This is a genomic window from Hyphomonas atlantica corrig. (assembly GCF_017795365.1).
Classification (GTDB): Bacteria; Pseudomonadota; Alphaproteobacteria; order Caulobacterales; family Hyphomonadaceae; genus Hyphomonas; species Hyphomonas atlantica.
Window position 1 is genome coordinate 746,538 of the sequence record NZ_CP051254.1, and the last position, 21,959, is coordinate 768,496.

Sequence of the window (21,959 nt, forward strand, 5' to 3'; positions counted from 1 at the left end):
GCAGCGGCGGGATGCAAATGCTTGAACGCCTGTTCGCACTTTGCCTGATCCTGCCGCTTTTTGCCTGCACGCAATTACAAGACCGGCCGTCGGCGCTCCATGCACCGGCGGCCGATCTATTTGACGCCTCAGCGCCCGATCTCGGCCTGTCTCCCCTGCCCGGCGCAGAGACGATCACCGTCTTCAGGCCAAGACCCGGAACTGACCAGTTCAGCAATGGCGCCGTGCCCATTGCCTTCAAGGGGCGCGTTTTCGTTCAATGGCAGAGCTCGGCCCGCGATGAAGACGCCCCGGACACGTGGGTTGCCTATTCAATCAGTGCCGATAATGGCGATCATTGGAGCACGCCGCGCCCCCTGACCGCACCATCTGACGACGAGGAAACCCGCTCCAGCGGCGGATGGTGGACCGATGGCGAAACGCTCGTTGCCTTCCTCAATGTCTGGCCGGAAGGTTTCCACAAACGCACAGGCGGCTACACCGCCTATCGCCTCAGCCAGAACGGCGAAACCTGGACCGAGCCACGCCCCGTGCTCGGCGCGGATGGTACACCGGTAAATGGCGTCATCGAGCAGGATCCGCACCTGTATGATGGCCGCCTGCACACGGCGTTTCATGTCCGCCCCGGCATTCGCGCGCGGCCCTTTTATACAGACGATCCGCTTGGATTGACGGGATGGCAGGCAGGCGCGTTCGAGAACCTTCCCTCAGACCCGCCCATGAGCCGGGAACTGGAGCCCAGCCTGTTCCAGCGCGGCGACTGTCTTGTCATGGTTTTCCGCGATCAGGCCTCAAGCTTTCGCCAACTGGCATCGGAAAGCTGTGACCGTGGAAAGAGTTGGAGTCGTCCGCAGCTGACAGCCATGCCCGATGCGCGCACGAAACAGAGTGCAGGCAATTTGCCGGACGGCACCGCGTTTCTTGTTCACGCGCCGAATGACGACAAATTGCGCATTCCCCTCGTCCTGTCGCTGTCAGAAGATGGCCACATATTCGACCGCGCCTTTCTGCTGCGCGGCGCAGATGATCTGCAGCCCCTGCGCACTGAGGGCCTCTACAAGCGGCCGGGCTACCACTACCCAAAAAGCTGGGTCGCAAGCGATTACCTCTTCATTGCCTATACGGCCAACAAGGAAGACGTCGACCTGACCCGCATTCCCCTATCCGCGCTGGAGGCGCGCTGAATGGATCTGTCAGTCTGGTTCGCGTTGATGGCGCTGTTCTTCGCGGGCGGCCTTACCCCCGGCCCGGCTGTCATGATGGTGATGAGCGCATCGCTGCGCTATGGCGCGCCAACCGCATTGATCCCTGCCGCGGGCGTGTCAGCCGCCAATCTTGTCTGGATCGCGCTGGCCGCGACGGGAATTGCCGCATTTGCTGCGCAAGCGCCGCTGGTTTTGTTGGTGCTGAAACTGGCGGGTATCTGCTTCATCGCCTGGCTCGCCTGGACGATGGCCACCGCAGACCCGCACCGACCCCGCGCCCGCGCAGATCAGGCGCCGGCAAAATCCAACCTGTTTGGTCGCGGCGTTGGCCTGCAATTGCTGAATCCGAACGCGCTCGTCTTCTTCGGGCTGTTGTTGCCCAGCTATTTCGATGCCGACCGGCCGGTTGTGCCACAGGCCTTGTTGATCATGGCCACCGTAACCGTCACTGAAATGTTCGGGCTCGCCTTCTATGCGTGGCTGGCGGACGCGATGAACCGCAAGTTCCAGTCACCCGCTTTCACGCAATGGTTCAATCGGCTCGCCGCGCTGGCCATGCTCGTCTCAGCCCTGTTCGCCGCCATCATGACCACGAACACCTGACGACACATCGAATCAGGGCTGAATCACTTCGAATCGGCCCGTTTGGGCGTTTCGCCAGTGAAGTTCACCATGCTTGATGGCAAACCAGGCGCCGTGCAGTTCCAACTCTCCGGCCTCAACAGCGCGCTTCACGAACGGGAACGACATCAAATTCTGGATCGAGGATTCGATGCCTTCCAGTTCCAGCGCGAATTGCGGGTTCACCGAGCCGCTATCGACAACGCGATCCCGGGCATCTTTCAAAAGTCGGACCCAAGGCGTCACAAACTCACCGATTTCCGGTGTCCCCTCCCCGGCCAGCGACGCTGCCACACCGCCGCATCCGCCATGCCCCATGACCACCACATGCTCCACCTTCAGAACATTGACCGCATATTCCAGCGCAGCGCTGACACCGTGCAAGCCGCCATCCGGTTGATAGGGCGGCACGAGATTGGCAACGTTGCGCACAACGAACAATTGCCCTGGGGCGGCATTGAAAATGTCGGATGGATCTGCGCGGCTGTCGGCGCACGCAATCATCATGAAGCTTGGGCTCTGCCCCTCGCCAAGTTCCCGATAGAGGGCAGCCTGCTCGGAATATGTTCCACGACGAAAGCGACGATATCCTTCGAGTAGTTCTTCAACCGATTTCATGAATCACCTCCTGTACAATCGATGCATTGACTAGTGCATATTGTCTAAGCGGCAAGAGAAATCGGAAGTTTGTTTACCACTTCGCCCTTATGTTTGCGGTCTTAAGGCTGTAGAAATCACAGCGTCCCACAAATCTGGAGTTGTTCATGCCCACGCCTACGGAGACCAGAAAGTCTTCCCGGAAGGGGCCGACGCGCAGCGAAGCGTCCAAGGCCGCCATTCTGGACGCAACCCGCACAGAAATGGCCGAGAATGGCTGGCGGGGGTTCAGCGTCGACGCCGTGGCCAAACGGGCGAGTGCCTCCAAACAGACCATCTACAAATGGTGGCCCTCCATCGGGGCCATGTGTGTCGATGCCTGCCTTGCGTTGATCCCGGACAGCCCGGACGGAGGACGCGACCCGCAGGAGCGGATCACGGCACTGATCGTGCCCTTGGAAGCCGCCGCCCGCACTGGCGCGGGCCATGCCGTCTTGCGCGTCGCGCTCTCTGCTGCTGCGGACGACAAGGATGCGGGTGAGCTGTGGCGCGCCTGGATGAACCGCGACATCCGTATGCCAATGCGCATGCTGTTGGCGGAATTGGCCGGAAAACGCGTGATTCGTCGCGAATTCGACCTTGATGAGGCGATTGAAGAGATGCTCGGGCCGCTCTGGCATCGCATCATGGTGATGAAAGCGCCCGTCCGCGAAGGCTTTTGCAGCGCGCAAGCAGCTGGCTTCCTGAAAGTCTACGCCGCAAGCTGAATTCCCTGATGGCGCGAGAATTGCAGTGATGTTTCCAAACAGATTGGAAACATCACATGTCCAATACGCCCTCGAAATGGGTCGATTATTCGACCGGCCTCTGCATTGCCCTGTTTGTGGTAACGCAATCCGTCCTGGCCATCGCTCCCCTCTCCGGCGGCACAAACTGGGCTCATCTCGTAGGGGCGTGGTCGGTTCCTATTGCCCTGCCAGTATTGTTCGCAATCGCTGGCATGCACCTGCCGCGTACGCTGTTCGGTTCGAAATCGACCTTTTTCGACCGGAAAGTGCTCAGATTCGTCTACTTCTATCTGGTCTGGATGGTTTTGCAGACCGTGGCGCTCCATATCATCGGCGCAGGCCCGCAAGGCTCTGGCCTTCTGGAAAGCCTCGCCCCTGGATTGGTGCAACCCGTTGCCGGACTGTGGATACTGCCACTTCTGGCCATGTTCGGTCTCGTCACATGGTTGGTGAGACTGCTGAAACCATCGAGAATCCTGTTGATCGCGGCATTGCTGCAAATCGCACATGCTGCCGGACTGGTTCAGACCGGCGCGCTCCTGATCGACGGCTTCGCGCAATATTTCGTGTTCTTCTTTGCTGGCTATCAGGGCGCGGGCCTGATGCGACAGTTCGCAACGCGCCTGCACAAGCGCACGTCGGACGTCAGCTCGGCCATCGCAATCTGGGCTGCCATCAACACCACGCTCGTCATTCAGGGCACGGCCACCCTGCCCGTGATCAGCCTGATCCTCGGACTGGCCGGTACTGTTTCCCTCATCGCGCTGGGCGTATTGCTGGCGCAGTCAGAACGCCTTCAGGTGCTGCATCATATGGGGCGCAACCATCTTGTGATCTATACGGGCTATTTCGTGCCCCTCGCGCTCGCGCAGGGCTTCCTGAGCGCCAGCAGCTTTGCGCCAGAGCCCGGTCTGACCAGTCTCGCCATTGCCATTGCCGGTATAACCGGCCCGCTTGCCCTGTATGGCCTGCTGCGCAGCACACCGCTCAAGGTACTTTACCGGCGTCCGAAGCGCTTCCGCCTCAAGGGCGCAGATGCACCGCGCGGACAGTTGATCGGCCAGTCCTACGACACGGCCGAAGAAGTCTGATCTGATTGGGAAGTACTCGTAGCGCACAGGGGCATACCAGTCGGTAGGCCCTGCCGGGTCTTACTTGGCGCGATGCCAGACCATCAGGGGATCAAACGCCCCGTTCTCTGCCGCGCGCTGAAGCTGATTGATCTGGTCGATCACCGGATTTGGTATCTCAGCCGCCATCGACTGCCCATATAGCGCATCGTCCAGACGGCAGATCTGTTCGAACAGCGCCTCTGAGCGGGTGACCAGGTCCAGGAAGCGCTCCGGCATGCCCAGCCCCTGCTGGGCGGCCGCGTCCAGCGCAGGTTCTTCGCGGGAAATCCGGTATTTGCGGGCCGCTGCCTCTTCGCGGCGCATTTCACCGTCGCGAACCGCTTTCTGCATGACCAGCCAGCTCGCCGCCTGCATCAGGCGCGTCGTCAGCTCCATGCTCCAGGCCGAATAGGTCAGGCCGGGCTCGCGTGGCAGCGTTTTGGCTGCTTCACGTCCAGGGCCATCCAGATAGGTCGCGGTTTCCTCGACAAGCGCCATGCCCCGCGCGAAAACCGTATCGAACAGCTTTCCGCCGGTGAACGCATCCTTGGAACCCGATTGGTCGTCTCGAGACGTATCTACCGCCATGAATCCTACCCCTATTCGCTGGCCGGAAATTTGGACTTTATCAATCCAGTCTTTCCGCCCACTTAATCGCCGCCCCCGAACAGGGCATCCGCTGCAGATTTCTGAGCCTTCTTCTTCTCGATCTCTGCTTCACAGGCCGCAATGCCTGCTTTCAGCGTCTCGATGCGGTCATGCAATTCCTGCACCGACATCTGCTCCAGCGTCTGGGGCGTGTTGACGAGGATCGGCTCTTCATCAAATGCGGCCATGGGGCGCGTCCTCCAATTCGTGCTACAGGCCATATCAAAGCAGAAACGCTGACCCGATGCGACTCTCGATTCAGGAAGGAAACACACGACAATGGCGACAGACATGATGAAGGCGGTGATTGCCGAAGACGGACAGCCCCTGACCCTCGGAGACTTTGAAAAGCCCGCGCTGAATTCTGGCGAGGTGCTGGTGAAAGTGGCGGCCTCCGGGCTGAACCGCGCCGATCTCGTCCAGCGCCGCGGCGCCTATCCGCCCCCCAAGGGCGCCTCTCCGATCATGGGCCTCGAAATCACCGGCACGATTGTCGAGATCGGCGAAGGCGTCAGCCGCTTCAAGACCGGCGACCGCGTCGCTGCCCTGCTTGCCGGCGGCGGCTATGCAGAATATGCCGCCGTGGACGAAGGCTCGCTTTTCCCAGTGCCAGACGGCATGGACATGGTTAACGCCGCCTGTTTCCCGGAAGCGCTGATGACGGTCTGGGCCAACGTGTTCGACCGCGTGAATCTCAAATCCGGCGAAGCATTCCTCTGTCATGGCGGCACCAGCGGCATCGGTGTCATGGCGCTGCAAATGGCCAGGCTGGCGGGCGCCTCCAAGATCTACGCCACCGCAGGATCAGAGGAGAAATGCACGCTGGCGAAAGAACTCGGCGCAGACCGCGCGATCAACTACAAGACCGAGGATTTCGAGACGGTCATCAAGGAAGATGGCGGCGTCGACGTCACGCTCGACATGGTCGGCGGTGACTATATCCAGAAGAACATCTCGGTTTCGAAACCCGACGGGCGCATCATCAACATCGCTTATATGAACGGCTTCACTGCAGAACTGAATTTCGCCCCGGTCCTGATGAAGCGCCTCACCCTCGCCGCCACCACGCTGCGCGCCCGACCGGTAGACGAGAAGCGCCGCATCCGCGACGCGGTGGAGAAGGATTTCTGGCCACACGTCGTATCGGGCAAGATCCGGCCCGTTCTGGAACAGGCCTTTCCCGTCGCAGACGCCGAAGACGCGCAAGCCCTGATGGCCAAAGGCGGCCACTCCGGCAAGATTGTGCTGGTCTGGTGAGCCATGCGGCTTTCAATTTGTCGGACAAGACATTATAAGGATCCCAAGGTTTAAGGCACGTCCGAACCCGACCGCCCGGCACGATGTGTCGGGCGGCTGCATTTCTGGCGGCCATTTCATTCAGGGAGATCCCCATGTCCGATATTCTGATGCCAAAGGCGACGGCCGTCTGGCTGCTCGACAATACCAGCCTCACCTTCAACCAGATCGCGGCGTTCTGCGGCCTTCACTATCTGGAAGTCAAAGGCATCGCCGATGGTGATGTTGCCGAAAACATGCGCGGCGTGGACCCGATCGCCGGTGGCATGCTGTCCCGCGAGGAAATCCGCCGCGGTGAGGAAGATGACGGCTATACGCTGAAGAAAGCGGCCTCCAAGATCGCCCATATTCCACAGCCAAAGCGCAAGGGCAGCCGCTACACGCCGGTTATCCGCCGTCAGGACAAGCCGGACGCCGTGGCCTGGTTCATTCGTAACCACCCGGAAGTCTCCGATGCGCAAATCTCCAAACTGATCGGCACTACCAAGTCGACCATCAACAATGTGCGCGACAAGAGCCACTGGAATTCGGCCAATATCCGCCCGGTTGACCCGGTGACGCTGGGCCTGTGCACGCAAATCGAGCTGGACGAAGTGATCGCGAAGTCCGCTGACAAGCGTCGCAAGCTGGAAGCGGAAAAAGCCGAGAAATTCGAAGGCCCCGGCCTCGCCCCGGCCCAGGATGACGCCGCGGCCTATGAATCAGACGACAGCGACAGCACGTCCAATGACGATGTGTCCGCCGACGACATCTTCAAGAATTTCAGCTAGGCTCCGCCTGGCAGACCCAAACCATAAAGGCCGGCCACTGAGCCGGCCTTTTTTATTGGGGGCAACTTGTCCCTGTCCATGTCTGCCTCGCCGGAAAGGCGACGTGTGTGGATTAGGGCTTGCCCTCTCCTCCCGCAGGCCCCTGCGAAAGCAGGGCTCATCCCTGAAAGTTCGTCTCTCGCCAGTTCATCCTTCGACTTCGCTCAGGATGAGTCTGGTCTTTGCTGTACTTTGTGAGCGCTCATGCTGAGCGAAGTCGAAGCACGGGCGCGGGCTCTGCGCCCTAACGGCGGGAGGCCCCGGCATACGCCGGGGAGGCAGTGTTTGGCGGCAAGTGACCTCCCCCAATCCGTCTGATAGCCTCCCACCCCATACTCACCTCCTGCCCTTGCGGGAGCCGGATCAGGTGCCGTTCTGGTTGTGGGGTCAGGGACAGGATGGGCTTTGCGGGAGGTGTACGGTCCTGCACGGCCCTAGGCAGGTCAGGCCAGGGTGAGCTTGCGAAGGCAAGTTGGGAATCCGCCTCGTCCGGACGCACGGGAGTAAGGCCTCCCCGGATGCGCCTTTCGTGTGAAAAGCACGGAGGAATCGTTCGCGCGGTGCCGGTAACGAAGACCCGGGATCTTGGGCCCTTTCGAGGTGTCCGCTGAAGACCCTGTCCGGCGCGGCGGGCGGTAACGCTCCATTCCGTAGCCATCTACAAATCATCTGGCGGAGCGCCACGGGGCCCGCCGCGCTGTCGGTTCCATCAGGGGCCGGGAATACGGGATACCCGGACGGTGAGAGCCAGTCCGGCTTTGGGCGCTGAGAGCGACGCGCCTGCGGTCTTTTGAAGCTGAGAATACACATTTTCGTATCTTTAAAGACGTTTTCAATACAGCCATACAATCATGATGATCCGCACTATCTTCCTCATGCTTGCCTTCACCCTGGCGGGCCTCGGCCTGCCCGCCTCAGCCCAACTCACCAGCGGCATTTCCGGACCGGAAGTGTCCGAAGGGAAACGAGCCGCAGGGTACCGCGCCGCCTATGACCCGGACTCGAACGGTCTGGCTCAGCGTGTGCACGCCGACTATGCGCTGAATGGACGTATGCTCGTTCGGGGCGTGATTCATGCCCGCAAAACGGACGCCGAAACAGTTGATTTTGACTATGCCCAAGCCGAGTTGCGATGGCAGATGACGCCCGATGGTGCGCGCTGGGCGTCTGGTCTGCGGTTTGACGCCCGGCTGCGCGACAATGACCGGCCCGGCCAGGTCTCCCTGCACTGGTTGAACCAATTCCGTCTATCAGACACGCTCACAGCGCGGTTCACGGCGATTGGCACTGTCCAGACCGGCTCAAACCGGCAATCTGGCACCTTTCTGCAAACGCGAGGCGACCTCGGCTGGGCGATTGCCCCGGACATTGATGTCGGCGCGGAGCTCTACAATTCCTTCGGGCGGACAAGCGATATCCTCCCCCTGTCCGAGCAAAACCACCAGATCGGCCCATTTGCCGACCTGCCGCTCACCGACAGCCTGTCACTGCGCACCAGCGCCCTGTTCGGTGTCACGTCCGGGTCGCCCGATGCCACCTTCCGGGTTTTCCTGACCCAGGATTTCTGACACCCAAGAAGTGGCTCGCCACACGCAGACCATTACGGTAAACGTGTTTTTAATGCAGACGAAGGACGGGTAAGTCCGCCATGGATCGCGAAACCAAATTGGCCATCTCAGGCGCGGCCATCGCAAGGCGGGATCAGAAGCGTCGGGGACATGACGCCTCTGGCGGCAGAACCAGAAAGGGGTCTTTTATGCGCGCAATCTTCGGAATTTTTCCGCTGCTGGTCATTCCGGTAGCGCTCTACAATCTTCTCGCCGTCGGATTTGGCGGATCGGTAGAAACGGCGAATGAGTTTGGCGAGATCATCCGTTCGGATGCAGCGCCGATTCTCGGCCTGCTCAGCGACCGGTTTATCGGCCTGCCGATGATTTCCGGCGTCGAATGGGTCCTGACCAAAGGAGACGCCATTGTCCTGTTGGCCGTGATTTTCCTGTTCCTGGAAATCCTGAAGTCGACCTCAACCGGCACGGCGACGATCATCAATCACGCGGTTTCGATGATCCTCTTCATCGTCTGCCTGATCCAGTTCCTGTTGCTGCCGAATTTTGCAACGTCGACCTTCTTCATCCTGATGTCGATGACGTTGCTGGATGTGCTGGCAGGCGTCGTGGTCACGATCGTCTCCGCCCGACGCGACTTTGGCGTGGGCGATATCTAGACCTGTTTCAAAATGAACCAGTTTTGAGAGCCCGCACCGCGGGCTCTTTTTCCGTCCGGCCTCAATCCTTGCTGTAGAGGTCAGACAATTGCTTCTGGATCGCGGCCATCTGGGCCTGCATGTTGGCCAGCGCCTCGGCCTGGTATTCCATCATCGGATTTGCGGCAGGCGCGGCTTTTTCGGCGCTTTTGAGCGTCGGCATGAACAGTTTCATCGCCTCTTCGAACATGGCCATGTTTCGTTTGGCCTGCTGCTCGAAGGCATTCATCGGATTGGCCGCCTTGCGCCATTCCTTCTGCGCCTCGGTGAAGCTGTTCATCGACATCTCCAGATAGGACGGCAGGAAAGCCTGCGCGCCGCCACCATAGAAGCCGATCAACTGGCGCAGGAAATTCAACGGCAAAGCCCCTTCGCCCTTCGTCTCGTTCTCGAAGATGATCTGCGTCAGGACCTGACGCGTCAGATCCTCTCCGGACTTTGCATCGCGCACTTCAAAGTCACGCCCTTCGCGGACAAGTTCCGAGAGATGGTCGAGCGTCACGTAAGAGGAAGTCGACGTGTCGTAGAGTCGACGGTTCGCGTATTTCTTGATGATGATCAGATCGTCTGATCCGTTTCCCTTGGCCATGTCCTGCCCTCTGCTTCTCAATTCGTCGAAGCAATTATTGTGCTATGCAGCAAGTCTTGCACAAAAATTGCCCGTGACCAATCCGCTATTGCTATCGCACCGGTGGAATGGCTAGCTGATGGCGTCAAACGACACGGGAGGAAATGTGTTATGGCGAAAGTAGCTTTGGTTACTGGCGGTACGCGCGGAATCGGTCGCGCAATCAGCGAAACCCTGAAAGCAAAAGGCTTTGCGGTCGCAGCAAATTTTGCGGGCAATCAGCAGGCCGCCGATGAATGCGCGAAAGAGCTGGGCATCAAATGTTACAAGTTCGATGTGGCCGACTATGACGCGGTCGGCGCGGGCCTCGCGGAGATCGAAAAGGATCTCGGGCCTGTCGATGTGGTCATCAACAATGCCGGCGTCACGCGAGACGCGCCCTTTCACAAGATGACCCGCGAACAATGGCAACAGGTGATGGATATCGACCTGACATCCGCCTTCAATGTCACCCGTCAGGTTTGGGAAGGCATGCGTGAGCGCGGCTGGGGCCGCGTTATCAACATCTCATCCATCAACGGTCAGAAGGGCCAGTTTGGTCAGGCAAACTATTCCGCCGCCAAGGCCGGTCTGATTGGCTTCAGCAAGGCGCTCGCACAGGAAGGCGCCAAAAAGGGGATCACCGTGAACACGGTCTGCCCCGGATACATCGACACAGAAATGGTCCAGGCCGTTCCGGAAAAGGTCCTTGAGGGGATCATCGCGGCGATCCCTGTCGGCCGCCTTGGCAAGGCCGAAGAGATCGCCTCGATGTGCGCCTATCTCGCCAGCGATGAAGCCGCCTTCATCACTGGTGCGACAATGACCGTGAACGGCGCGCAGTACATAGCGAGCTAGAGACTCAGCGTGATCTTGCCGAAATGCTGCTGGCTTGCCTGATGGGCAAAGGCATCAGCAATTTCGGCAAGCGGGAAGTCCTTGTCGAGGACCGGCTTGATGCCATTGGCCTCGATCGCGGCAATCATGTCCTCCTGATGCCGCCTGGATCCGACAGTAATCCCGGACAGGGTAATGTTCAGGGAGAACAAAGCGGCGGTGGGCACTTCACCCGCCACGCCAGTCAAAACACCAATGAGGGAGATATGCCCACCCGGACGCGAAGCTGTAATCGATTGGGCCAGTGTGCCCGGTCCGCCGATCTCGACGACCTCATCAACACCGCGGCCTCCGGTGATCGCCTTTGCCGCCTTCCCCCAGTCGGGCGTGTCCTTGTAGTTGATAACGTGATCCGCCCCCAAGTCCTTCAGGCGTTCCAGCTTGACGTCTGAGGACGAAGTCGAAATCACACGGCACCCTGCGGCCTTGGCGAATTGCAGTGCAAAGATGGAAACACCGCCTGTGCCCTGGGTCAGAACCCAATCACCGGGCTTCACTTTCGCTTCGACCATCAGGGCGCGCCATGCCGTCAGCGCCGCGCAAGGGAGCGTCGCAGCTTCACGATAAGAGTATCCTTCCGGCATACGCGTGAATGCGGTTTCCGGCGCAGCGACAAGTTCCGCGCCACACCCGTCGGCGCCATCTCCGGGAACACTTGCAAAGCCAGCGGCTTCAATCTCGCCAGCTTGCCAGTTCGGGAAGAAGAGCGACAGCACCTTGTCACCGGGCTTGTACTTCGTCACGCCCTCGCCAACTTCAACGACTTCTCCGGCGCCATCCGACATCGGAATGCGTCCATCATCTGTGGGGATCCCCCCCATGACGACAACAAAATCGTGATAGTTCAAACTGCTCGCATGAATACGAACAAGGATCTCTCCGGCCTTCGGCTTCGGGTCTGGACGGTCTTCAATCACCAGATTGCCGGGGCCTCCGGGCTTCTTGACGGCAGCAACTTTCATCTTGGTCTCCTCCTGAATTTTCAACAGGGGAGCTATGCCTCCGCTACGGAAGTCAAGCGATCCGGGAAATCCGTTTCGGTCAAGCTGTCAGCCGCGCTTCCCTCAAGGCCTTGCGCCGGACTTTCCCGGCATCGTCCCGAACCGGGTCAGACACGAATTCAAAACTCTTAGGAATTTTGTAGCGAACAAGATGCTCGTTCAGATGCGCAAGCATGGATGCGTCATCAACCGCGCCGTCTGGCCGGTCGATAATCGCATGGAGACGCGCGCCCATATCCTCATCCGGCAAGCCGATGACGGCCGAAGATCGCACACCGGGATAGGCATCAATCGCGGCCTCGACTTCGGCCGGATAAATGTTTGCACCGCCGGAAAGGATCATGTCGGACAGTCGATCTGTGAGATAGAGATATCCATCAGCATCCATCCAGCCAAGATCGCCCAAACTCTCCCAGCCGCCATCAATCGCTTTTGCTTCCGCGCCGATGTATCGGTAGGTGGAACCCTGCCCCGTGAGGGGGCGCAGGAAAACTTCACCAACCTCGCCCGCGGGCACAGCTTGCCCAGTCTCATCGACGATCTTGATCTCACATGCCTCAACCGGTCGACCGACCGAGCCCTTATGCTCCAGCCATTCATCACCCCGGATCATGGTTGTGCCCTGCCCTTCCGTTCCGGCATAGAGTTCCCAAATGACCTCTGCTCCGAGCCAATCGATGAAACACTCCTTCAGCCAGGCAGGGCATGGCGCAGCAAGATGCCAGAGCGTCTTCAGACAAGATATGTCATACTTTGTACGGACGTCTTCTGGCAGCGACCAGATACGGCGCATCATCGTCGGCACCATGTACACAATGTCGATCTGGACGCGCTCAATCGTCTCAAGGGTTTTCTCGGCATCGAAACGCGTCGTGATGGCTACAGTACACCCTCGGAACAAAGCCGTCATGGCCCAGACAAAGGGCCCGTTATGATAGAGCGGCCCCGGGACCAGCATTGCACCCTGCTGCTGGATTTCCAGAAAAGGAAGCTCCGTATCCCACGCTGCAGGCTGGGCCGACACGATCAGTTTGGGGCGACCAGTAGATCCACCACTGGTCATGGCCTTGAGTGAGGCAGCTGTGCGCTCTGGTAGCGCGTCGTCAGAGACGGCGGCATCCGGTTCAAAGCCCAGTGGCACGGACGGCGTCCCTTCATATTCTCCCGGCTGAACGCCTATGATCAGCGATGGTTTGCCAAGCTCAATGATCTGGTCGCGCTCATGTCTGGGAAGCTTCGCGGAAATAGGCTGCGGTGTTGCGCCAAGTTTCCAGACTGCGAAACAGGCCGAGAAAAACTCAATACTGTTCGGCAGGGCAATGGTGACGAAATCGTCCTGTTTCACACCCAAGGCTTCATATGCGCGTGCCAACCGGTTCGTGGAGGCGTCCAGATCTGCCCACGAAATGGCGTCGCCTTCGTGATCGATCGCAACACGGTCGGGCTGCTGCTCTGCCCAGAAACTCAAGATGCGTGATAGAGACAGAACTGGCATTGGATTTCCTCGCTTTCATATATCCGCGCGCTTCAGCAGGCGGTGGAAACCCTCCCAGAACTCCTGTCTACGGTCTTCGGTTTCCATTAGAATTTCATGCATCGCCCCTTCGACGACCACATGTTCGCAATCTGGCAGCTTGGCGCAAATCTTCTCATGTGACGCATTGTCGACAAGTTGCTCTTCTTCAGCGGACGCGACAAACACCGGAATGGTTACTTGCTGCAACGTCTTCGGCTTTGTGAATGTATCGAGAATGTTCAGCGATGCGCCAAGCCATCCCCAGGTCACGGGGCCAAGCTCCAGATCCGGTCGCGCCTCGATCAGGGCGCGCTGCATTTCCCAATGCTTCTTGTCATGGGTCACAATATTGGTTTCGAATGTTTCCGGCGGTCCGGGCTGGATAGCGTAGTCACCGGCGCGCCCTGTCGCGCGCATGGCCCAGACGAGATATCGCATTCCAAGAAAACGTGACTTCAGCCCCCACATGGGTGCGCAGAATGCCGCCGCATCGACCTTGACCAATCCCTGCGAAATGGTCGCCAGCGCGATCGCGCCGCCCATGGAGTGCGCGAGCGAAACATGAGGCCGCGGCAGCCGCTCTTGAAGACTTTCCAGACCGTTCGCAAGCGCCCCCATGAACGTCTCGAACCGGTCAATGTGTCCCTTCTTCGTATCGTCCAGCAATCGCTCCGACAGGCCCTGGCCCGGCCAGTCCAGGATGACAACGGCAAAGCCCATCTCCTGTAACTCGCGCCCGACCTCGAAGTATTTCTCGATGAATTCCGTTCGCCCCGGACAAACGATCACCGTACCGCGAGGATTCGATGCAGACAGGGCTGGCGCGATACACGCTCTGAGATTGCGCCCGCCACTTCCCTTGAACCAGACAATCTCTGCGCCATCCGGCGGAGGATTTCCCGGGATCAGAACGAAGGAATCGTCGAGGATGTGAGGGGCCGTCGTCATGCAAAGCGTCCAAATATAAAGAGGCCGCCCAAGGTTTCCCCGGACGGCCACTGAGATCAAGTTCGTTTCAGCGTGATTAGCTGAACTTCTTCATCAGGTTCTGCAGCTGCATGGCGACAGACATGTCACCTTCAACTTTCAGCTTGCCCTGCATGAAGGCCATTGTCGGGTCCATGGCACCTTCGGAAATCTTCACGAAGTCGTCCCAGTTGACCTTGATGGTGGCGTCGGCGTCTGAGTCGGAATTGTCGGCCTTGCCGGCCACGCCGTCGATGAACAGCTTGCCAGCGTCACCGAAATCGAATTTCACCTTCTTGGTGAAGTCGCCGCCAGCCTCGACTGCGGAGTCGGCTTTCGAAGTAAGTTCTGCGAGATCCATTGAAATCCTCCTTGAATGGACTTGAGGCGATAAAGCCGATCCTGACAGCGAATGGCAAGACTTCAACGGCGACATTTCCTTGATTTGATTCAGCTGTTGCGGGGAATCGGAGAATTGCTCAGGTTTTGAAATCCGCTTGACCTAGCGTAGCGGAAGCATGGAAATTCACGCGCATGAGTTGGCAAAAATCGATTGAAGAATTGCGTCGGCGCGAACGGCTGGCAGAGAAAATGGGCGGCGAAGAGCCCGTATCCCGACAACGAGGACGCGGAAAACTGACGGTCCGCGAGCGGGTCGCGTTCCTGGCCGATCCCGGCAGCTTTCACGAAATCGGCAAGATCGCTGGCAATGCAACCTATGGCGCAGACGACGAATTGGAGCATTTTACGCCCTCGAACTCAGTTATGGGCCGGGCGCAGTTGAACGGGAAATCCACGGTCATTCTGGCCGATGATTTCACCGTCCGCGGCGGGGCCGCTGATGCATCAATCTGGCAAAAGATGGTGCAGGCCATCAAGATGGCAGCCGAATACCGCCTGCCTCTGGTGCAGATGATTGACGGCACGGGCGGCGGCGGATCGGTAAAGATGCTGGAAAAGGATCCGCGCACATACATCCCGGAGACACCAGGCTGGAACGAAATCACTCACGGTCTGACACAGGTTCCGTTCGTCTCCCTCGCGCTAGGCCCGTGTGCTGGTATGGGCGCAGGCCGGGTCGCCGCCAGCCATTTCTCTGTCATGGTGAAAGAGCTGAGCCAGGTATTCGTTGCTGGCCCGCCAGTTGCCATTGCGCTTGGGGAAGATGTCACCAAGGAAGAAATGGGTGGTTGGAAAATCCAGGGGCAGAACGGAACCGTCGACAATGTGGTGAATTCGGAAGCCGAGGCGTTCGAAACAGCCCGTCGCTTCCTGTCCTATCTCCCAGCCTCCGTGCACGAACTTCCGGAACGGGAACAGCCGAAGGATACCCCCGACCGACGCGAAGAAAGTCTGATCTCCATCGTCCCAACAGATGGCAAGACACCCTACAAGCCGCGCAAGATCGTCGAGGCGACAGTCGACAAGGGCAGCTTCTTCGAAATCGGCCATGATTGGGGCCGCGGTATCGTTTGCGGTTTCGCGCGGCTGGACGGGTATCCAGTCGGCATTCTCGCTGGCGACCCATTTTTCCTTGATGGTGCCTGGACGGCGGATGTTTGCGACAAGGTCGCGCGCCATATGGATCTGTGTTCGCAGTTCCACCTGCCCGTCGTCCACTTCGTGGATTGTCCCGGCTTTGCGGTCGGCGTGAAGGCGGAAACGGCGGGCGTTACCCGCGCCGGCGTGCGTGCCATGACCGCGATCTATCAGGCAGACGTTCCTGTCTGCTCTGTGGTTATCCGCAAGGCCTACGGCTTGGCCGGGTCTGCCATGATGAACCAGAGCCGTACCAAATGGCGCTATTGCTGGCCGAGCGGTGACTGGGGCAGCTTGCCCATGGCAGGCGGCATCGAAGCGGCGTTCCGCAAGGAACTGGCCGAAGCCAAAGACCCCGAAGCTCTGAAAGCCCAGCTCTACAAGAAGTTCGACGCGATCCGGTCTCCCTTCCGCACGGCAGAGTCTTTCTATGCTGAGGAAATCATCGACCCGCGCGATACGCGCCCCCTACTCGTGGACTTTATCCACCACGCCTGGCGAACGCTGGAGCCCGGAGAAAGACGCATTGGGTTTCGTCCCTGACACCCTGCCTGATTTCCAACCTGATCTTGCCATTTTGCTGGTTTCATGTGGAAGTCCGCACGGACGTGGAGGGACCAGATGAAACTCAAGATACCAACATTCACAGCCGCAGCGCTCTTGCTCGCGGCATGCGGCGGGCCAAGCGGGGAGCCAATCGAACGCTCCAGAATGTCTGCCCCGGCAGCTGCTCCGATGATGGAGCAGGACATGGCCGTGGGCGAGGCCTTCTCCAAATCGGGCACCGATGGCGCGCCAGTTGACGACGTTGCGCAACAATACATTGCCTATTCGCATTCCCTCGGACTGCGCCTGCCAGTCAAACAGATTGAACCAGTGATGCAGGGGCATGTAGCCGCCTGCAACGCCGCAGGACCATCCGTCTGCATCGTCACAAACTCCTGGTTCAACACCTATTCCGAAGATGAGGCGTCTGGATCGCTCCAACTACGCGCGACACCTGACTGGATAGAAACATTCCTCAACGGCATTGACGAAGAAGCCGAGCAGGCGAACGGAGACGTCACGAACCGCCAGACGACGGCTGAAGACCTCACCGTTTCCATTATTGACACCGACGCCCGGCTGAATGCTCAACAGACTTTGCAAAAACGTCTGGAGGAATTGCTCGCCAATCGAGACGGAGAACTCGGCGACCTTCTGGCGACCGAGCGGGAACTGGCAAGGGTGAATGGTGAGATCGACTCTCTGAAATCTTCGCTCAAAGCATTGATGTTGCGCGTGAACATGAGCCAGCTCAGCGTGAACTACGAGACAAAACGCAATCCAGTTTCTCAAAGTGCACTCTCGCCAATTGGAAATGCGTTTGGAGACTTCTTCTACAATCTATCCAGCGCCCTCGCCGCCGTAATCACTGCCTTTGCGGTCGGGCTGCCGTGGTTGATCCTGATCGGTGTCTTCCTATGGATCTGGCTCAAACTGGTCTGGCCCCGGATACGGCGGAAGAAACCTCAATAGCGAAAAAGCCCCCGGATCGCCCCGGGGGCTTTTTCATCAGGCCTATGCCAGTGCTTTCTTCCTGGACTTGGGCTTCGTGTCGCCCAACAGAAGATGCGCAATTTCCTTTGGCACGATCATCAAGATCTCTCGGGTCGTTGTTTCCCAATTCTCGAGCAGGTCCTTCGCACGCAGAGATTTGGTCCGCTTGAAATGTTCTTCGATGAGGGCCTTCGCTTCAGCGATATGATCCGCTTTCATCTCGGCAAGCGGATACCAATCAATGGCTTCCGGGTTGGCCATCTTCTCAAACTGATTGTCTGGATCCCAGATATAAGCCGTTCCACCCGTCATACCGGCGCCGAAATTGTCACCAACCGGCCCAAGAATGACGGCCTTTCCGCCTGTCATGTACTCACAACCGTTTGCGCCACAGCCTTCGATGACCGTCACAGCACCGGAGTTTCGAACCGCGAAGCGAACACCCGCCGTCCCAGCCGCGAACAGCTTGCCAGCCGTCGCGCCATAGAGACAGGTATTCCCGATGATCGCATCACCGGCGCGATTGCGCTCCTTCGGCCGTGGAGAGACAACGATGGAGGCTCCTGACAAACCTTTGCCCACATAGTCGTTCGCATCGCCAATGACTTCCAGCAAAAGACCCTGTACGGAAAACGCACCGAGTGACTGGCCTGCTGAGCCTTCAAGGCGGATATGCAGGCGGCCTTCGGGCAAGGCTTGCATACCGAACTTGCGCGTGATGGCAGAGCTCGACCGCGCGCCAATACCGCGCATCGTATTCTGAACGCCGTATTCCAGCTGCATTTTCTCACCACGTTCGAAGAATGGTTCGGCATCGCGCAGGATTTGGGCATCCAGCGTATCCGGAACTTCTTCCCGACGGTTCGGCTGATAGATGACCGGCGTTTCTGTATCGACCTGCACCAGAAGCGGGTTGAGATCGAGATCGTCCAGATGCGTGGAACCACGGCTGACCTGAGTCAGGAGATCTGTCCGCCCGATCGCTTCGTCCAGCGATTTCAGGCCGAGAGATGCCAGAATTTCGCGCACGTCTTCGGCGATGAAGCTCATCAAATTGACGACTTTATCCGGAGACCCGGTAAAGTGCGCACGCAGAGCTTCATCCTGAACACAAACGCCAACCGGGCATGTGTTCGAATGACATTGGCGGACCATGATGCAGCCTATGGCGACGAGCGCGGCCGTGCCGATACCGTATTCTTCCGCACCCAACATGGCCGCAATCACAATATCCCGGCCGGTGCGCAGGCCACCATCTGTCCTGAGCGTCACCTTGTTACGCAGATTGTTGAGCGACAGGATCTGGTGCCCTTCAGCCAGGCCAAGCTCCCAAGGCAGGCCCGCATATTTGATCGAGGTCTGAGGGCTTGCACCGGTACCACCAATTCCGCCTGCAATCAGAATGACATCTGCCTTTGCCTTCGCAACCCCGGCGGCAACCGTGCCGACACCCGATTGGGCAACCAGCTTCACGCAGACACGTGCCTCTGGGTTGATCTGCTTGAGATCATAGATCAGCTGCGCGAGGTCTTCGATCGAATAGATATCATGATGCGGCGGTGGCGAAATCAGCGTCACGCCCGGCGTTGCGTGGCGAAGTTTCGCGATGAGTTCCGTCACCTTGAAGCCAGGCAGCTGGCCGCCTTCACCCGGCTTCGCACCCTGGGCGATCTTGATCTCGATTTCTCGGCATTGGTTCAGATATTCCGCCGTCACACCAAATCGACCAGATGCGACCTGCTTGACTGCAGAATTCATATTGTCGCCATTTGGAAGAGGACGGAACCTCGCACGGTCTTCGCCGCCTTCCCCGGAAACGGATTTCGCGCCGATACGGTTCATGGCAACATTCAACGTACCGTGCGCTTCCGGACTGAGGGCGCCCAAAGACATGCCCGGTGTCACGAAGCGCTTGCGAATCTCATTAATCGACTGAACGCTGGATACCGGAACCGGCGCCCCGGCAGGCTTGAAGTCCAGCAAGTCACGCAATTGAATCGGGTCGCGCGAGTGAACAGCCTCCACATATTTGCGATAGATGGAATAATCGCCGCGGTCACACGCAGCCTGAAGCGTATGGATCAGATTTCCATCCAAGGCATGCGGCTCTTCGGATGCACGCAAGCGGTAAAAGCCACCCACGGGAAGCGAAACCACGTCCTCATCGAATGCGGCCTCGTGTCTGACGAGCGCATTCTCTTCAAGGCCCGCAAGCCCGAGCCCGGAAATCCGGCTGCTCATGCCTGGGAAGTAGTCCGCCACGAGTGCGCGGGAGAGACCCAATGCCTCGAAATTATAGCCACCGCGATAAGACGAGATTACGGAAATGCCCATCTTGGACATGATCTTCAACAACCCGCCCTCGATGGCTTTCTTGAAGTTCAGCACGCATTCATTGAGATCGAGATCCCCGAACAGCCCTCTTGCATGGCGGTCGGCGATGATATCTTGCGCCAGATAGGCGTTCACACACGTTGCACCGACACCAATCAGAACAGCAAAATAGTGCGTGTCTAGACATTCTGCAGATCGCACCGTGATGGAGCAGAACGTCCGTAGACCCTGGGCTACGAGATGAGAGTGAACCGCGCCCGTCGCAAGGATCATCGGGATGGCGATCTTATCAGCAGACTGATGCTGATCGGTCAGAATGATGTGCTCACGACCTTCACGTACCGCATCTTCCGCTTCCTGACGGATACGGCTGAGGGCGTTCTTGAGAGCTGTGCCGTCGCCGGCCGCATCAGACTCGTCGAACGTACAGTCGATTTCTGCGGTCCCGACACCCAGCCGATCGATCAACCGGTCATACATCCCGTTGGTGAGAACCGGGCTCTCCAGCACAAACACTTCCTGCTGGGATTTATCCGTGTCCAGCACGTTTCCGAGATTCTTGAAGCGGGTCTTCAAGCTCATGACGCGTTCTTCACGCAGCGGGTCAACAGGCGGGTTTGTCACCTGGCTGAAATTCTGCCTGAAGAAATGACTCATTGGGCGATAGGAGTATGACAGCACGGCTGTCGCCGTGTCATCACCCATAGAACCGATGGCCTCCTTGCCACCCTCTGCCATCGGCGACAGGATGAGCTCCAACGTCTCAAGCGTGTATCCCGCCGCGGTCTGACGTCGCAGCAGGTCTTCCTTGTTGAACATCAGTGGCTCGGGCCCTGGTCCGATTTCCGGCTCGAGTTCTGTGACAGCCTTGAGCCAGTCTTCGTAAGGCGCCTTGCCCGCCAGCAGGTCTACAAGCTCACCATGCTCATAGAATTTGCCGGTCTTGAGGTCCGCCGCAATCATGCCGCCGGCCTGAATCAGGCCGCGCTTCGTCACTTCGTGATCGCCAAGCGGACACATGCCAGCTTCCGACCCGACAGCCAGAATACCGTCCGCCGTCAACGCATAGCGCAGAGGGCGCAGACCATTCCGATCAAGGCCAGCGATTGCCCAACGGCCATCATAAGCCGCGATGCCAGCCGGGCCATCCCACGGCTCCATCACGGAATTGCAGTAATCGTACAGAGCCTGATGCGACGTGGGCATCACGGAATCGCGTTTGGACCAAGCTTCAGGAATAAGCATGGCTTTTGCCATCGGAGCTGAGCGCCCCGATTTGCAGAGGATTTCGAAGACCGCATCCAATGCCCCGGAATCTGATGTGCCATCCGGAATAACCGGCTTCACGTCGTCGACATGGCCACCAAATGCCTCGGACACCATGCGGATTTCATGGCTCTTCATCCAGTTCTTGTTGCCGCGAACCGTATTGATCTCGCCATTATGCGCAATCATTCGGAAGGGCTGTGCCAATGACCATTGGGGAAAGGTGTTGGTCGAGTAGCGCTGGTGATAAATTGCGAAGGCAGAGACGAACCGTTCGTCTTTCAGATCCAGATAAAAATTGTCGATATCCTGAGCAAGGAACATGCCCTTGTAGATCAGGGACGAGTGGCTGAGCGAACAAACGTAGAAAGATGGAATGGCCGCTTCGCGGGCACGGCGTTCAATCCGCCGGCGGCAGATATAAAGCGCACGCTCCAGGTCTTCGGGGCTGCGTCCCATCGCGTCACGGAACATGATCTGTTCGATTGCCGGGCGTGTGTCTTTCGCCTTCTGACCGATAACGGTCACATCGACCGGCGGCTGACGCCAACCATAGATGTAGAAGCCGAAATGCAGGACTTCAGTCTCCACCAATGTCCGCGCAGCTTCCTGCGCTGCAAAATCCGTTCGTGGCAAGAAGATCTGGCCAACACAGATCGGGTCATCTGTTGGGTTATGGCCCGTGCGCGTGACATGTTCCCGGAAGAAATCCTGAGGCACTTCCACGCGAATACCGGCGCCATCGCCTGTCTTGCCGTCAGCATCCACTGCTCCGCGGTGCCAGACATTTTTCAGAGCCTCGATGCCCATCTCAACGATTTCGCGGCGCGGCTTGCCATCCAACGCAGCCACCAGGCCAACGCCACACGCATCGTGTTCGAACTCGGGGTCATAAGCATGGCCGTCGATCAAGCGCTGACGGTTGGCTTCATACTGCTTTACATAATCTGACATG

Annotated in this window: 20 protein-coding genes; 11 read left to right on the top strand and 9 right to left on the bottom strand. The window is 58.6% G+C overall.

What is annotated here, in order from left to right; genetic code table 11:
• Positions 1 to 17 precede the first annotated feature (17 nt).
• Both HF931_RS03790 and HF931_RS03795 read left to right on the top strand, forming a co-directional pair.
• A complete protein-coding gene (locus tag HF931_RS03790; protein WP_273241929.1) occupies positions 18 to 1,184 on the top strand; it encodes a sialidase family protein in 1,167 nt (388 codons plus the stop codon).
• Positions 1,185 to 1,808, top strand: coding sequence for a LysE family translocator (locus tag HF931_RS03795; RefSeq protein WP_273241930.1), 624 nt, complete (start codon positions 1,185 to 1,187; stop codon positions 1,806 to 1,808).
• Between the two features lie 12 nt (positions 1,809 to 1,820).
• On the opposite strand, the gene HF931_RS03800 is transcribed toward HF931_RS03795, so the two are convergent.
• A complete protein-coding gene (locus HF931_RS03800; RefSeq protein ID WP_273241931.1) occupies positions 1,821 to 2,444 on the bottom strand; it encodes a carbonic anhydrase in 624 nt (207 codons plus the stop codon).
• A 146-nt stretch (positions 2,445 to 2,590) separates the two neighbouring features.
• Here HF931_RS03800 and HF931_RS03805 point away from each other — a divergent pair, with 146 nt between their 5' ends.
• Together HF931_RS03805 and HF931_RS03810 are read left to right on the top strand one after the other, a co-directional pair.
• Positions 2,591 to 3,190, top strand: a complete 600-nt coding sequence (locus HF931_RS03805) for a TetR/AcrR family transcriptional regulator (protein ID WP_035549015.1) — start codon at positions 2,591 to 2,593, stop codon at positions 3,188 to 3,190.
• 56 nt (positions 3,191 to 3,246) lie between these two features.
• Positions 3,247 to 4,302, top strand: coding sequence for an acyltransferase family protein (locus tag HF931_RS03810; RefSeq protein WP_273241932.1), 1,056 nt, complete (start codon positions 3,247 to 3,249; stop codon positions 4,300 to 4,302).
• Between the two features lie 60 nt (positions 4,303 to 4,362).
• Here HF931_RS03810 and HF931_RS03815 read toward each other — a convergent pair whose 3' ends face one another.
• Together HF931_RS03815 and HF931_RS03820 are read right to left on the bottom strand one after the other, a co-directional pair.
• Entirely contained in the window at positions 4,363 to 4,911 is a 549-nt protein-coding gene (locus HF931_RS03815; protein WP_035549018.1) for a DUF1465 family protein, read from the bottom strand.
• 62 nt (positions 4,912 to 4,973) lie between these two features.
• Positions 4,974 to 5,159, bottom strand: a complete 186-nt coding sequence (locus tag HF931_RS03820; protein ID WP_035549021.1) for a DUF1192 domain-containing protein — start codon at positions 5,157 to 5,159, stop codon at positions 4,974 to 4,976.
• Between the two features lie 91 nt (positions 5,160 to 5,250).
• Here HF931_RS03820 and HF931_RS03825 point away from each other — a divergent pair, with 91 nt between their 5' ends.
• From HF931_RS03825 to HF931_RS03840, 4 genes are all read left to right on the top strand, one after another.
• The gene (locus tag HF931_RS03825; protein WP_273241934.1) at positions 5,251 to 6,228 is read left to right on the top strand and encodes an NAD(P)H-quinone oxidoreductase; all 978 of its coding nucleotides are present in this window, start codon (positions 5,251 to 5,253) and stop codon (positions 6,226 to 6,228) included.
• A gap of 134 nt (positions 6,229 to 6,362) precedes the next feature.
• The gene (locus tag HF931_RS03830; RefSeq protein ID WP_035549028.1) at positions 6,363 to 7,037 is read left to right on the top strand and encodes a DUF1013 domain-containing protein; all 675 of its coding nucleotides are present in this window, start codon (positions 6,363 to 6,365) and stop codon (positions 7,035 to 7,037) included.
• Between the two features lie 890 nt (positions 7,038 to 7,927).
• Entirely contained in the window at positions 7,928 to 8,644 is a 717-nt protein-coding gene (locus HF931_RS03835; protein WP_273241935.1) for a hypothetical protein, read from the top strand.
• Between the two features lie 188 nt (positions 8,645 to 8,832).
• On the top strand, positions 8,833 to 9,300 hold the full coding sequence (locus tag HF931_RS03840) for a hypothetical protein (protein ID WP_035549766.1): 468 nt from the start codon (positions 8,833 to 8,835) through the stop codon (positions 9,298 to 9,300).
• A gap of 61 nt (positions 9,301 to 9,361) precedes the next feature.
• Here HF931_RS03840 and phaR read toward each other — a convergent pair whose 3' ends face one another.
• Positions 9,362 to 9,928: a polyhydroxyalkanoate synthesis repressor PhaR gene (gene phaR, locus HF931_RS03845; RefSeq protein ID WP_035549601.1), complete on the bottom strand. Its 567-nt coding sequence runs from the start codon at positions 9,926 to 9,928 to the stop codon at positions 9,362 to 9,364.
• 150 nt (positions 9,929 to 10,078) lie between these two features.
• Here phaR and phbB point away from each other — a divergent pair, with 150 nt between their 5' ends.
• The gene (gene phbB / locus HF931_RS03850; RefSeq protein ID WP_273241936.1) at positions 10,079 to 10,804 is read left to right on the top strand and encodes an acetoacetyl-CoA reductase; all 726 of its coding nucleotides are present in this window, start codon (positions 10,079 to 10,081) and stop codon (positions 10,802 to 10,804) included.
• Here the strand turns inward: phbB and HF931_RS03855 are convergent.
• From HF931_RS03855 to HF931_RS03870, 4 genes are all read right to left on the bottom strand, one after another.
• Positions 10,801 to 11,805 carry a zinc-dependent alcohol dehydrogenase family protein gene (locus HF931_RS03855; RefSeq protein ID WP_273014367.1) on the bottom strand — a complete coding sequence of 335 codons (1,005 nt, stop codon included), beginning with the start codon at positions 11,803 to 11,805 and terminating at the stop codon, positions 10,801 to 10,803. The genes phbB and HF931_RS03855 overlap by 4 nt on opposite strands.
• 79 nt (positions 11,806 to 11,884) lie before the next feature.
• The gene (locus tag HF931_RS03860; protein WP_273012884.1) at positions 11,885 to 13,339 is read right to left on the bottom strand and encodes an AMP-binding protein; all 1,455 of its coding nucleotides are present in this window, start codon (positions 13,337 to 13,339) and stop codon (positions 11,885 to 11,887) included.
• Positions 13,340 to 13,354: 15 nt separating this feature from the next.
• Entirely contained in the window at positions 13,355 to 14,308 is a 954-nt protein-coding gene (locus HF931_RS03865; protein ID WP_273012886.1) for an alpha/beta fold hydrolase, read from the bottom strand.
• 76 nt (positions 14,309 to 14,384) lie between these two features.
• Positions 14,385 to 14,687, bottom strand: a complete 303-nt coding sequence (locus HF931_RS03870) for an SCP2 sterol-binding domain-containing protein (RefSeq protein WP_027842057.1) — start codon at positions 14,685 to 14,687, stop codon at positions 14,385 to 14,387.
• A gap of 173 nt (positions 14,688 to 14,860) precedes the next feature.
• Here HF931_RS03870 and HF931_RS03875 point away from each other — a divergent pair, with 173 nt between their 5' ends.
• Both HF931_RS03875 and HF931_RS03880 read left to right on the top strand, forming a co-directional pair.
• Positions 14,861 to 16,408: an acyl-CoA carboxylase subunit beta gene (locus HF931_RS03875; protein ID WP_273012888.1), complete on the top strand. Its 1,548-nt coding sequence runs from the start codon at positions 14,861 to 14,863 to the stop codon at positions 16,406 to 16,408.
• A 78-nt stretch (positions 16,409 to 16,486) separates the two neighbouring features.
• Complete coding sequence (locus tag HF931_RS03880) at positions 16,487 to 17,383, top strand: DUF4349 domain-containing protein (protein ID WP_273012890.1); 897 nt, start codon at positions 16,487 to 16,489, stop codon at positions 17,381 to 17,383.
• 42 nt (positions 17,384 to 17,425) lie between these two features.
• Here the strand turns inward: HF931_RS03880 and gltB are convergent, their stop codons facing one another.
• Positions 17,426 to 21,958, bottom strand: a complete 4,533-nt coding sequence (gene gltB, locus HF931_RS03885) for a glutamate synthase large subunit (RefSeq protein ID WP_273241937.1) — start codon at positions 21,956 to 21,958, stop codon at positions 17,426 to 17,428.
• Position 21,959 lies beyond the last annotated feature (1 nt).